General features: G+C 30.1%; 14 protein-coding genes and 1 pseudogene. 1 reads left to right on the forward strand and 14 read right to left on the reverse strand.

Features of this window, described 5'->3' with window-relative positions:
- Positions 1–471: 471 nt before the first annotated feature.
- The 11 genes and pseudogenes from RDK80_RS20170 to RDK80_RS18970 form a co-directional block, all read right to left on the reverse strand.
- Positions 472–903, reverse strand: a pseudogene (locus RDK80_RS20170) (N-acetylmuramoyl-L-alanine amidase).
- A gap of 38 nt (positions 904–941) precedes the next feature.
- Positions 942–2,285 carry a 16S rRNA (cytosine(967)-C(5))-methyltransferase RsmB gene (gene rsmB, locus RDK80_RS18925; protein WP_308525188.1) on the reverse strand — a complete coding sequence of 448 codons (1,344 nt, stop codon included), beginning with the start codon at positions 2,283–2,285 and terminating at the stop codon, positions 942–944.
- Between the two features lie 61 nt (positions 2,286–2,346).
- Positions 2,347–3,045 (reverse strand): zinc metallopeptidase, encoded by a 699-nt coding sequence (locus RDK80_RS18930; RefSeq protein WP_216562384.1) that lies wholly within the window; start codon positions 3,043–3,045, stop codon positions 2,347–2,349.
- A gap of 19 nt (positions 3,046–3,064) precedes the next feature.
- Entirely contained in the window at positions 3,065–3,994 is a 930-nt protein-coding gene (gene fmt / locus RDK80_RS18935; protein WP_308525189.1) for a methionyl-tRNA formyltransferase, read from the reverse strand.
- 2 nt (positions 3,995–3,996) lie between these two features.
- Positions 3,997–4,479, reverse strand: a complete 483-nt coding sequence (def, locus tag RDK80_RS18940; RefSeq protein ID WP_308525190.1) for a peptide deformylase — start codon at positions 4,477–4,479, stop codon at positions 3,997–3,999.
- 11 nt (positions 4,480–4,490) lie between these two features.
- A complete protein-coding gene (gene priA / locus RDK80_RS18945; RefSeq protein ID WP_308525191.1) occupies positions 4,491–6,962 on the reverse strand; it encodes a primosomal protein N' in 2,472 nt (823 codons plus the stop codon).
- A 48-nt stretch (positions 6,963–7,010) separates the two neighbouring features.
- Entirely contained in the window at positions 7,011–8,219 is a 1,209-nt protein-coding gene (gene coaBC / locus RDK80_RS18950; protein ID WP_308525192.1) for a bifunctional phosphopantothenoylcysteine decarboxylase/phosphopantothenate--cysteine ligase CoaBC, read from the reverse strand.
- A gap of 11 nt (positions 8,220–8,230) precedes the next feature.
- Positions 8,231–8,440, reverse strand: a complete 210-nt coding sequence (rpoZ, locus tag RDK80_RS18955; protein WP_094900028.1) for a DNA-directed RNA polymerase subunit omega — start codon at positions 8,438–8,440, stop codon at positions 8,231–8,233.
- Position 8,441: 1 nt separating this feature from the next.
- Positions 8,442–9,056 (reverse strand): guanylate kinase, encoded by a 615-nt coding sequence (gene gmk, locus RDK80_RS18960; RefSeq protein ID WP_094900027.1) that lies wholly within the window; start codon positions 9,054–9,056, stop codon positions 8,442–8,444.
- A 25-nt stretch (positions 9,057–9,081) separates the two neighbouring features.
- Positions 9,082–9,339: an extracellular matrix/biofilm regulator RemA gene (gene remA, locus RDK80_RS18965; protein ID WP_094900026.1), complete on the reverse strand. Its 258-nt coding sequence runs from the start codon at positions 9,337–9,339 to the stop codon at positions 9,082–9,084.
- A 15-nt stretch (positions 9,340–9,354) separates the two neighbouring features.
- Positions 9,355–10,236 carry a YicC/YloC family endoribonuclease gene (locus RDK80_RS18970; protein WP_094900025.1) on the reverse strand — a complete coding sequence of 294 codons (882 nt, stop codon included), beginning with the start codon at positions 10,234–10,236 and terminating at the stop codon, positions 9,355–9,357.
- Between the two features lie 180 nt (positions 10,237–10,416).
- On the opposite strand from RDK80_RS18970, the gene RDK80_RS18975 reads away from it, so the two are divergent.
- Positions 10,417–12,192 (forward strand): NFACT RNA binding domain-containing protein, encoded by a 1,776-nt coding sequence (locus RDK80_RS18975; protein WP_308525193.1) that lies wholly within the window; start codon positions 10,417–10,419, stop codon positions 12,190–12,192.
- 12 nt (positions 12,193–12,204) lie between these two features.
- Here RDK80_RS18975 and pyrR read toward each other — a convergent pair whose 3' ends face one another.
- The 3 genes from pyrR to RDK80_RS18990 form a co-directional block, all read right to left on the reverse strand.
- Positions 12,205–12,735: a bifunctional pyr operon transcriptional regulator/uracil phosphoribosyltransferase PyrR gene (gene pyrR, locus RDK80_RS18980; RefSeq protein WP_094900158.1), complete on the reverse strand. Its 531-nt coding sequence runs from the start codon at positions 12,733–12,735 to the stop codon at positions 12,205–12,207.
- Positions 12,736–12,743: 8 nt separating this feature from the next.
- Complete coding sequence (locus RDK80_RS18985) at positions 12,744–13,661, reverse strand: RluA family pseudouridine synthase (protein ID WP_094900023.1); 918 nt, start codon at positions 13,659–13,661, stop codon at positions 12,744–12,746.
- A gap of 9 nt (positions 13,662–13,670) precedes the next feature.
- Positions 13,671–13,884: signal peptidase II (locus RDK80_RS18990; protein ID WP_308525194.1), on the reverse strand; the 214-nt coding region annotated here is incomplete at its 5' end.

Here is a 13,884-nt window from a genome sequence, read left to right on the forward strand (position 1 = left end):
TAGAGCAATTCTATGAAGATATTGTACTATTTTTTCATATTTAGTTTACAGAGCCAATTTGAAAAAACAAATTAAAACTTTAAATCGTTCTAGTTTTGCTTTATAAGCACCTCCTTCTATTTATCTAAATATAATATTCTACATGAAACATGATAATCCCTTCATTTTCTCATAATAAAAATCCTGCAAACTATACTATAATTCATTAATTTTTTACAATATAACATTTTTTTAGAGTATAAATATAATTAAATGTCATAAAAAAATATAAAATATAGTATTTTTTCGTCGATTTTTCCCATAAAAAAATACCTCCAAGTAGATAATCTAATTTTAATTAATTAAACTGTCTACTTTGAAAGTATCATATCATTTTTTACTCCAGGGTTTTTTCATATATATATAATATTGTAATAAACCTTTCTAATGTGATAGGTTCCTTAGAATTAGATCCATCAGTTAGACCTAATTTTATAGCCCACTCCATTGCATCAACTGCCATGGGCTATATACTTCTTCAATTTCTTTCTTATATTCAACACCAAAATACTTACATATGCTTTTCACTAGGGCTCTAGCACATTTCATCTGATAGTTTTCATCTAGCGTTAGCTTAGCTTCTTCTAAATTATCCATGAATCCACATTCACATAAAATAGTAGCCATATTTGTTTCTCTTAATGCTTAGAAATCAGCTGATTTTACCCCTCTATTTCTTAATCCAGTTTCTTTAATTAACTCCTCCTAGACTAAATCCGCTAATTCTTTACCCTTAGTTAAGTTTGGATAATGGTAAGTTTCTATGCCTCAATAACTTCCCCATGTTCCCTGATATGCATTGAAATGGATTGAAATATAAGCATCTGCCTTTATATCATTAGCTCTATCAGTTCTAATTTTCAAAGGAGTATCTTCTTCTGTATCACTTACATATATGATATCTATCTTTCTTTAATTATTTTTGCAATATAAAATCCATCAGTATTGTGAATATGAGGAAATAACTGGATATATCCACTTTTTAAAGTTGTTATATCTTGCTTATTAGATATTTTATCTTCTATATTAACCAGCTTAAAATTTTTATTTTTCTCTAAAAACTTATTAATCAAATTAATATTTTCATCTTTTTCTATAGTGCAGGTGCTATAAATTAATATTCCACCTATTTTTAAATAATCTTTTGCATTATTTAAAATATCATATTGGAGCTTAACTAATTCATCTATATCTTCTTCTCTTCTATTTCGTTTAATCTCAGGTTTCCTTCTAATTAGACCTAGACCAGAACAGGGAGCATCTAATAACAAATAATCTGCAATATTTACTAAAGACTCATCTCTTTTAGTTGCATCAGACATAGAAGTTTCAATAATATTAATACCGAGCCTCCTTGCATTTTCTTCAATAAGACTAATCTTATGTTCATAGATATCTCTACTCAATATTTTTCCTTTATTGTTCATTATCTGTGCCAGATGTGTTGCTTTTCCTCCAGGAGCACTACAAAGATCAATAACTGTACTTCCAGGAATAGGATCCATGATTTGTCCCACTAAGGTACTACTCTCATCTTGAATAATAAAATGTCCTTTTTTAAATTCAGGAAGTTCAGTTATTCTAATAGGATTTTCTACGATTAGAGAGTCTTTAGCATAGTTAGCATCCTTAACTATAAATCCATAATCTACTAATCTTTCTTTTAACTCATCTTTATTAGTCTTTAAAGTATTTATTCGTATATTTAACTCAGGGGATTCATTATTTTTTCTGCACAGTTCTTCAGTAAATTCATCACCGTAATCTTTTATCCATCTTTTTACCATCCACTTCGGATGAGAATATTTTATCGAAATATAATCTATCTTATCTTTCACTTCTATTTTCATAAATTCATCTTTATTTCTACTTATATTTCTTAAAATTCCATTTACAAATCCAATAGTCCCTTTATGCCCATGCTTCTTAGCTAAATTAACAGATTCATTAACTGCTGCACTAGGAGGTATTCTATCTATAAATATAAGCTGATATACTCCTATCTTAAGTATAGTTAAAATAACCGGATGAATTTTCTTCAACTTTATTTTTGATGCTTTTGATATTATATAATTTATGTAAATATCATTTTCCAAAACTCCATATACAATTTCTCTAATTAATCCCTCTTCCTTATGATCTAGTCCTTCTACTAAATGTTTTTTTATAGTTATATTAGAGAATGCTCCATTTTCAAAAATTTCGTATAGTATATTTAATGCTATTTCTCTAGCAGATAAATTCATTCTAACACCTCTGTATTTTCTATTAATATTCAAAAAAAAGGGGGACCTATCCCCCAAATTTCTAATCTCTTCTTCTACTTGTTAATGCCAACAACCTAAGAAGTTCTCCAATAGCCACTAATGTTGCAGCTACATAGGTTAATGCCGCGGCTTTTAATACGTCTTTTGCTGGTTTAATCTTATCTCTTTCCATAATCCCATTTTCCAATTGAACTAAAGCTCTACTACTTGCATTAAATTCTACAGGCAATGTTACAATTTGAAATAGCACTACAGCTAAAAATAAAGCAATTCCAAGTTCGATGAAAAATGGAGATATTGCAAATCCAATAATAATAAACAACCATACAAGCCTTGAACCAATATTTGCAATCGGTGCTATATTATTTCTAAGAATTAATGGAAAATATCCTTCAGCATGCTGAATAGCATGGCCTACTTCATGAGCAGCTACACTCATAGAAGCAATACTATTTCCTCCATAAATAGAACTGGATAGTCTTACAACTTTAGTCCTAGGATCATAATGATCTGTCAATTTTCCTCCTACTTGCTCAACTCTAACATCGTGGAGTCCATTTCTATCTAATATCATCCTTGCAATCTGAGCACCAGTATACCCTGTTCCGCTAGAGATTCTAGAATATTTATTGAATGCTGAACTAATCTTAAGCTGAGCATAGGAAGCAAATAGCATCGCAGGAAGAACAAATAATATCCATGAACTATAATATCCACCACCATAATAGTTTCCTATCATTCCAATTCTCCTCTCTTATCTACTTTAAAATAATACCTTCTTCTATAGAGTTTCCTCTTAAATATTCTTCTACTTTTAATTTCTTCTTCCCAGGAAATTGAATTTCTTCTAAAATAACAATTTTATCCTGTGTATTCACATATATGCCTTCTTTGTCTACCTTTATTATCTCACCATTATTTCCTTCTTTGACTTTATCTGTCAAACTTGCTTTGTGTATCTTTACAATTTCATCTTGATATTGTGTATATCCAGAAGGCCAAGGTTTTAATCCTCTAATTAAATTTATGATATTTTCCCCTTTATCATTCCAATTTATTCTACCCATATGCTTATCTAACATATGAGCATATGTTGATAAATTATGATTCTGAGGAGTTTTTATTAATTCTCCATTTCTAATTCCTTCTAAAGCCTCTATTATTAATTTTCCTCCTAGCTCGGAAAGCTTATCATGTATGCTAGGAGCATCATCATCTGGATTGATTTTGATTGATTTCCACAATACCATATCTCCAGTATCTAGCCCTTTTTCGATTTCCATAATAGTAACTCCTGTTTCTTTTTCACCATTTATTATCGCCCAATTTATAGGGGCAGCACCTCTATATTTAGGGAGTAATGATGCATGAACATTATAGCATCCATATTTAGGAATTTCTAAAATATTTGTTTTTAATATTTGTCCATAGGCAACAACAACAATAAAGTCTGGATTTATTGACTTAATCCTATTAATAGCTTCTATATCATTGATAGAATCAGGTTGATAAACTTCCAATCCTAATTCTAACGCCTTTTCCTTCACTGGAGTATATTGAACTTTCTTTCCTCTCCCTTTAGGTTTGTCTTTTTGTGTTATAACTAATTCTATAGAATATTCTTTTGAAAATAAGGACTCCAAAGTAGGTACAGCAAAATCAGGAGTTCCCATAAATACAATCTTCATACTTACACCTCATTACTTAAATCTTCATCTTCTTCTATTTCCACTTCTTCAATTATTTTATCTGTATATAAAATACCCTCTAGATGATCAATTTCATGGCAGATAGCCCTTGCTAATAGTCCTCTTCCCTCCAGTGTTTTCTCTTTTCCATCTATATCTATATATCTTATTTTAACCCACTCAGGTCTATTTACAGTGCCTGAACGGTTGGGCACAGATAAACAACCCTCTATATCTATTACTTCACCTTGTGTTTCCAATATAACTGGATTTATCAATTTAATAGGGCCTTCACCTACATCTATAACTACTACACGTCTGAGAACACCTACCTGTGGAGCCGCTAATCCAACTCCTTCTGCCTCATTCATTGTTTCTATCATATCATCTAAAAGAATTTTTATTCTATCTGTAATTTCTGTAATCTCCTTAGATTTTTTTCTCAAGATTGGATCATTATATAGTCTTATTTCACGTAATGCCATTTGTATTCCTCCTATAGTATAGAATTTGGGTCAATGTCAATGCTAAATTTTACATCATCTATTTTTAATTTATATTTATTGTCTATACATACCCTTTTTAAAAGAGTTTTTAAACTACTTATATTTTCTCTTTTAGATTTAATTAGTATTTGCCATCTAAAATTATTTTTAATCTTTTCTAAAGGCGCAGGATATGGTCCAATAATATGATTATTTAATATTTCTCTTTCAATCCACTTTGATTCTTCAACAAGTAAATTATATACCTCCTTAGCTATAGATGCAACTTTATTATTATTTTCTCCATATATAAGCAAACTAATAAGGTCTAAAAAAGGAGGATATAAAAACTCTTGTCTCAAGGATATTTCTGTATTATAAAAACTTTTATAATCATGTTCCTTAGAAAATTGGATACTATAATGTTCGGGATTATAAGTTTGCAGTATAACCTTACCGTTATAATCTCCCCTCCCAGCTCTTCCAGCTACCTGTGTGACCAATTGAAAAGCACGTTCTGGAGATCGAAAATCTGGCAAATTCAAAGTAGTATCGGCAGCTATTATACCTACTAAGGTTACATTTTCAAAATCTAATCCCTTTGAAATCATCTGTGTCCCAATTAGAATATCTATTTTACCATTTTTCATATCTTCTAAAATTGATTCATGACTTCCCTTTCCTGTCGTAGTATCCATGTCCATTCTAGCTATTCTAGCATTTGGAAATAACTCTCTTGTAAGTTCTTCCACCTTTTCAGTTCCTATACCAAAATATTTAATATAGTTAGATTTACATACAGGGCAAATGTTTGGAGGATTTATAGCTAAACCGCAATAATGACATCTTAATTTATTCATATTTCTATGATATGTCATTGATATATCACAATTATCGCACTTTACTACATATCCACAATTTCTGCATGATACAAAAGTAGAAAACCCTCTTCTATTTAAAAATAATATGGTTTGTTTTCCATTTCTAAAATTTTCACATATAGAATCATATAATTCTTCACTAAATATAGATTTATTGCCATTACTTAGCTCTTCTCTCATATCTACTACTATTACTTCCGGTAATGCATATTTATTTACTCTTTCTTGTAATTCTAGAAGTCTTAAATTTCCATTTAAACTATTATAGTAAGTTTCTAAGGAAGGTGTAGCTGAACCCATGACCAAAAATGCATTTTCAATATCAACTCTTTTAGCTGCAACTTCAACAGTATTATATTTAGGATTTTGAGATGATTTATACGTGGCTTCGTGTTCCTCATCAATAATTATAAGTCCTAGTTTTTTAAAAGGAGCAAATACAGCAGATCTAGCACCTACAACTATTTTAACTTTCCCCTCTTTTATTCTTCTCCATTGGTCAAACCTTTCTCCATAAGATAACCTACTATGTAATACAGCTACTAAATCTCCAAACCTACCAACAAACCTATCAATAGTCTGAGGAGTAAGGGATATCTCTGGAACAAGTATAATAGAACCCTTTTCATTTTTTATCATTTCTTCAACGAGCTGCAGGTATATTTCTGTTTTTCCACTTCCTGTTACTCCATGAATTAGAAACTTATTCTCCTCGTTCTCCTTATTAAATGATCTTACAATTCTATCAAAAACTTTTCTTTGGGCAACTGATAGATCATGTTTTTTATAATCACTAATATCCTTTTTTATTGGATCTCTATTAACTTCTCTTTCATATATCTTTAATAATCCTTTCTTTTCTATTGCTTTTATTGTAGATAATGTTGTATTCATCTTCTCTGAAAGTTCCTTAAAAGAAATATCTTTTACTTCATAAAGAAACTGGATTATCTCTCTTTGTTTAACAGCTCTTGTTCCAATACTATCATACATCTCTAGCAAAGAAAGTTCTCTTTGTAAGAGTTTAACCCATTTTTCCAGCTTCCTATCTATTTTTGTTTTTATATCTATTGTAGTTTCTATAATCCCTCTATTTTCTAAAGAATTCAATGTTTTATTAATATTAGGAAGCTTTAAGTTTTTCTTTAAATCTTCTAATAATATCTTTCCATTAATATCTAAATAAGAAATAATCTTTAATTCATCCTCATTTATATCCTTATTATAGTAATCTTCTACTTTCTCTACAAATGTATTCACTTCTTTAAAGTCTCCTGGAGGCAGTACCGGCTGAAAAGCATCTATATAGGATGATAAATAGTATTCCTTCATCCAAGTACTTAGGTCTATTAGTTCCTTCGAGATTAAAGGCTTATCATCTAATACATCAACAACTTTTTTTAAACTATATTCATCATTCCAATAATCAATAATTTGAACTACAATTCCTTTTATCAATTTATTTCCTTTCCCAAAGGGAATTATTACTCTCATGCCTTCTTTCACAATATCCTTTAAATCATCATCAACAATATATGTATATGGTCGATCAACCTGTGATGCTCTATTATTTACTATAATTTGTGCATATTTCTTATTCAATTTAATCATTCCTTTTATATGTGAATATTAAAAGCTAGATAGTCCAATCTAGCTTTTATTATCTAATATATATTTTACCTTATCCACTATGACTCTTGCAACTTCTCTTTTATTCATCATTGGATAATTGGTCTTTATACCCTTATTATCAATTATAGTCACTATATTAGTATCAACATCAAAGCCTGCCCCTTCTTTTGTTACATCATTTGCTACTATAAAATCAAAATTTTTCTTTTTTAATTTTTCCAGTGCATATTTATCTAAATCATCAGTTTCTGCTGCAAATCCAACCATAACCTGATGCTTTTTTTGTTTACCAAAGTAAGCGGCTATATCTGGATTTTTAACATATTTAATAATTAACTCATCTTCTTCATTTTCTTTTTTCTTTATCTTAATAGGACTTACAGTCTCAGGCTTATAATCAACAGGAGCAGCAGATTTTATTAATACATCACAGGAATTAAAATGCTTAGCAACTGCCTTTAACATATCTTCTGTGGTTTTTACTTTGACAAGTTCAACTTCTTTTGGCGGAGTAATGGATGTATGCCCGGAGATCAACACAACTTCTGCACCTCTAGATACAGCTTCCTTAGCTATGCTATATCCCATTTTTCCACTTGAATGATTAGTCATATATCTAACAGGATCTAAGGGTTCTATTGTTGGTCCAGCAGTCACAACTATCTTCCTTCCAGATAGATCTTTTTCTACAAGACTATCAATAATATATTCTACAATATCTACCGGCTCTGCCATTTTTCCCTCACCATAATCTCCACAGGCAAGCCGTCCTGCTCCTGGTTGAATAAAACTATATCCAAGACTTTTTAACCTATTTATATTTTCCTTTACAATAGGATTTTGATACATCTTAGTATTCATAGCAGGTGCAAATATTATCTTAGCTGTAGACGCCATCACCACTGTAGTCAATAAATTATCAGCTATACCATTGGCTATTTTACCTATAGTATTTGCAGTTGCTGGAGCAATTAAAATAGTATCTGCTTTTTGTGCAAGTGATATATGTTCTACATCATAGTTTGTAATCTCACTAAACATTTCTCTATGAACTACATTTCCCGACATAGTTTGAAAAGTTAAGGGAGTGACAAATTCAGTAGCTCCTTCTGTCATAATAACTTCAACATTAGCATGGAGTTTTTTTAACCTACTAACAATATCAGCAGCTTTATATACAGCAATTCCTCCTGTAACTCCAAGTATAATGGTTTTACCCTTTAGCATATAATTACCTCCTACTTTATACTATTTATAGGTGGCCTAGTATAAGTTATCTTCCCCTCTAAAACTTCCTCCAAGGCAATACTCACTGGTTTTTTAGAATTGGTTTCAACTAGCGGCTCAGCTCCTTCAATAATTTTTCTAGCCCTCTTAGCCGTAAGCATAACCAGTGTATACCTACTATCTCCCCTTTTCCCTAATTCATTAAAAGATGGATTTAACATATTATTTACCTCCCTGTGAAATAACTTTATCTTTAATATCAGAATGTCTCTTTACCCTTAATTTTTCCGCCTTTATTATTGTTTCAATATCTGATACAGCATCTTCTATCTTGTCATTTACGACAAAGTAATCATATTTGCCTACGAAGTCTAATTCTTTAAAGGCATTTTCAAATCTTCTATTTATATCCTCTTCAGTTTCTGTTCCTCTTTTAACTATTCTATTCTTCAATTCCTCCATTGTTGGAGGTAAAAGGAATACAAATACTGCTTCAGAGTAATTGTTCTTAATTTGCAAAGCTCCTTGTACATCTATTTCAAGTAAAACAATCTCCCCTTTGTTGACTTCATCCATAACAAATTTCTTAGGGGTTCCATAATAATTGGTGTGTACATAGGCATGCTCTAAAAATTCATCATTCTTCTCCATCCTCTTAAACTCTTCTTCATCTATGAAAAAGTAATTAACGCCTTCCACTTCTCCAACCCTTGGTTTTCTTGTAGTTGCAGAAATAGAATATATTATATCCTTATTTCTTTCTAATAATGCTTTACATACGGTACCTTTGCCAGTACCAGCAGGACCTGAAATAATAAGTAAAAAACCTTTTGACATTTGTATCTCCAACTTTCTATATTAATTATTCAGTATGTTCTTCTTTATCATGAAATCTATTTGCAACCGTCTCTGGCTGAACAGGTGTCAAAATTACATGCTGACTATCTGTAATTATAACTGCTCTAGTTCTTCTTCCATAAGTTGCATCTATTAGAAGTCCATTATCTCTAGCCTCTTGAATCAATCTTTTAATAGGTGCAGATTCAGAGCTGACTACAGCTATTATCCTATTGGCTGAGACAATATTTCCAAAACCAATATTAATTAGTTTTATTGACATAATCATCCTCCCTAACTACTCAACGTTTTGAACTTGTTCTCTTATTTTCTCTAATTCTGATTTTATCTCTACTACATTTTGAGAAATCAACATGTCATTTGCTTTTGAACCAATTGTATTTATTTCTCTATTCATTTCTTGAATCAAAAAGTCAAGCTTTCTTCCCACCGAATCTTTTTCATCTAATATAGATAAAAATTGTTTTACATGAGATTTGAGCCTTACGATCTCTTCATTAATATTACTCTTATCTGTAAAAATTACTACCTCAGAAGTAATTCTATCCTCGTCTATACTAATGTCCTTATCAAGCAATTCGCTAATTCTTTCTTTTAACTTATCTTTATACTCCAATACAACCAATGGAGACCTTTTCTCTACTTCCAATACTATCGCTTCAATTCTATTTAATTTTGAGATCATGTCATTTTTTAATTCTTGCCCTTCTACTACTTTCATACCCATAATATCTCTAAGTGCTATATTTAATGCTTCTTTTAGACAAGTCCATGCAGTATCTTCATCTAATTCTTTTCTTTCTGTTTTTATGATCTCAGATAAACCTAGTATATTAAATAATCTAACATTATCCTCTAGATTCAATTCTTCACATAAACCTTCTAAAGCAGATTTATAGGTTTTTGCCAAGGGAATATCAACTTTAATTTCTATAGCTGATTCATTTATATAATCTAGATTGATATATACATCAATCTTACCTCTGCTAATCTCTTTTTTTATAATTTTTTTAACTTTTTCTTCTAAATATGAAATATGTCTAGGCATTTTGACTATAATATCGTTGTATCTATGATTAACAGCCTTTATTTCCACCCTAAAATTATAGAATTCGTTACTAAATTCACCTCTACCAAAACCTGTCATACTCTTAATCATAATAAACACCTCTCTTTCACCACTTATTGTATTACAGTTAAGTATTATATATCTTATATTAATATTAATCTACTATATATTACAAATTTTTAATATTCTCTTTCTAATTCCTTTTAGTTTATTATTTCTTAATATAGTGGTATACTCTTAGTAGTCTTAGTTAATATTGGAGGAATTAATATGGCATTTGATGGTATTGTAACAAAAGCAGTTGTTAAAGAATTAAAAGAAAAATTAGTAGGAGGAAGAGTTGATAAAGTTTATCAGCAGGAGAAAGATGAAATTCTAATCCATATTCATAATAAGGGGATTAATTATAGATTAATAATGTCTGCTAGTAGTAATAATCCACGAGTTTATTTAACAGATTATTCTAAGAAAAATCCTCCTGAACCACCTATGTTTTGTATGCTTCTAAGAAAACACCTTATTGGAGGAATAATATTAAATATTGAGCAATTTAACTTAGATAGAGTAGTTTTTATTGATATATCGGCTATAGATGAACTAGGCCAACCTACAGAAAAAAGAATAATCATTGAAGTAATGGGCAAACATAGCAATATTGTATTAGTAGATAAATCTTCACTTAAAATAATAGACTCAGTAAAGAGAGTTTATGAAGATATGAGCAGAGTTAGGCAGATATTACCAGGTATGGTTTATGAATATCCGCCACTACAGGATAAGGTTAATCCTTTAGATATTACAAAAGAAGTTTTCTTTGACCTTATGAATTCATCAGACAAAAATTTACCTTGTTTTAAATTTCTTTATTTTAGCTATCTAGGTTTAAGTCCATTGATAAGTAGAGAGATATGCTTTGATGCAAATATAGATATAGATAGAAATCTTGGTAGTATGTATGAAGAAGATAAGAATGCTTTATATCTTTCTTTTAATAAATTTATGAATCAAATATCTAAGGAAGAATTCGCACCTATTTCAGTCTTAAATAATAATAAAACCGAAATAGTAGCTTTTCACGCCATGGATATTAATCAATTCGGAGCAGAAAATAAGCTTTCATTTGATTCCATATCAAAACTCTTAGATAATTTCTATCGCAGGAAAGATATTATAGATAGAATAAGTCAAAAATCACAATCCATTAGGAAATCAATTCAGGTAAAATTAGATAGAACATTAAATAAATTAGGAAAACAAAAAGAAGAATTACTAGAAAGCCAAGATAGGGAAAGATATAAGATTTATGCTGATTTATTATCTGCTAACCTTCACGTTGTCCCTAGGGGAGCAAATACTATAGAACTTGAAAATTTCTATGATGAAAATATGAATAAGCTAAATGTTCCTCTTGATATAAAACTATCTCCTGTAGCAAATGCTCAGAAATATTATAAAAAATATTCAAAACTGAAAAATGCCCATCAGTTACTGTTAGGACAAATACCTGAGACAGAAGATGAGGTTTCATATCTAGAAAATGTACTTATGAGTATAGAAAATTCAACTGAAATTGAGGAGTTAGATGAAATTAAAGAGGAATTAATCAGTGAAGGTTATATAAAAGGTTCTTTAAAAAAGAAAAAGAAAAAAGAAGATTCAGTTTCTAAGCCTCTTCATTACGTTTCAAAAGATGGATTTAATATTTACGTAGGAAAAAATAACAAGCAAAACGATTATTTAACACTTCGTTTATCTCATAAAGATGATTTATGGTTGCATGTTCAAAATATGCCAGGCAGTCATGTGATTATAGGGAAAGAAGGTAAAACTATTCCAGATTCTACTTTAGAAGAGGCGGCGATATTAGCTGCATATTATAGTAAAGGAAAAAACTCAAATCATGTACTAGTGGATTATACAGAGAGAAAAAACGTCAAAAAACCTAAAAATGCTAAAGCTGGAATGGTAATATATGAAAACTTTAAAACTATGATTATAAATCCTTCTAGAGATTTAGTAGATAATATTAAAAAGGTAGAATCCTAGGATTCTACCTTTTTAACTAATTATAAATACTTGATCTATTCCATCAATCTCTTTAAAATTTACCTTTACATTCTCAGATTTAGATGTAGGAACATTTTTGCCTACGTAGTCAGCTCTAATTGGAAGTTCCCTATGGCCTCTATCTATTAAAACAGCTAATTGTACTCTAGAAGGTCTTCCTTTATCTACTAAAGCATCTAAAGCAGCTCTAACAGTTCTTCCAGTATATATAACATCATCTACAAGAATAATTATTTTACCATCAATATTTATATCCATGTTATCGTTGACTATAGGTTCTTCACTAATTTCTGTTAAGTCATCTCTATATAAAGTAATATCAAGAGAAAATACTGGAATACTGTCTCCTTCAATCTCTTCAATTTTCTTGGCCAATCTCTCTGCGAAAGGACATCCCCTAGTCTTGATTCCGACCAAAGCAATATCCTTAATCCCTTTATTTCTTTCAATTATCTCATTAGCTATTCTAGTTGTTGCTCTTTGTATAGCTTTTTCATCTAAAATAACTGCTTTGACATTCATATTCATCCCTACTTCCTTTTGTTTTCTAAGGTATCTAAAATATTCTTAAAATACTCAGGCAAATCAATTTGAAACTCCATATGTTCTCCTGTTGATGGATGAGAAAAGCCTAATTTATAAGCATGTAACATTTGTTTATCTAAGCCAAACTCATTTTTTCCTTTAGAATATACAGGATCCCCTACTACAGGATGATTAATATAAGCCATATGTACTCTTATTTGATGAGTTCTTCCTGTTTCTAGATTAACTTCTACTAAGGAGTAATTGTCGTATCTTTCTAATACTTTATAATGTGTTATAGCCTCTTTGCTGTTTTTCTGAGTTACTGTCATTTTCTTTCTGTCAGTTCCATGTCTCCCTATAGGTGCATTGACAGTTCCCTCATTATCAGAAAGTATTCCATGAACTAAGGAGATATAAACTCTTTTAACATTTCTCTCTTTAAGACTTTCCGATAAAATTCTATGTGCCTTATCATTCTTAGCTATAATTAATAAACCAGAAGTATCTTTATCTAATCTATGGACTATGCCAGGTCTTATAATGCCATTTATAGAGGATAAATTATCAATATGAAATAATAATGCATTAACTAAGGTTCCAGTATAGTTACCCGGTGCAGGATGAACAACCATATCCTGAGGTTTATTAATAATAGCTACATCTTCGTCTTCATAGACTATATCTATTGGTATATCTTCAGGAATAATCTCCAGTATCTTAGGTTCAGGAAGGTTTACCTTTATATAATCTCCTTCTTTAACTAAATAACTAGATTTTACATGCTTATCATTCACATAGACCAGGTCTTCTTTAATCAGCTTCTGTATATAAGACCTAGAGATTTCATCTAACTCTTTTGCAAGATAGGCATCTAATCTTTCATTGTCATCTTCATCAACATAAAATTCAACAATATCCATTATAACCTCCTAAATTTCATACCTATCAAAAAGTACTAAAATTAATATTATAAAAGTTCCTACCACTATGGAAATGTCTGCTATATTAAAAACGGGAAATTCAAACTTGTTAAACAACCTAAAGCTAATAAAATCTACAACATAACCAAATCTAACTCTATCAATGAAATTACCTATGGTACCTCCCAAGAACATTCCAAGTCCAAGTCTCATAAATATATTT

This window comes from uncultured Tissierella sp. (assembly GCF_902479755.1).
GTDB classification, from domain to species: Bacteria; Bacillota; Clostridia; order Tissierellales; family Tissierellaceae; genus Tissierella; species Tissierella carlieri.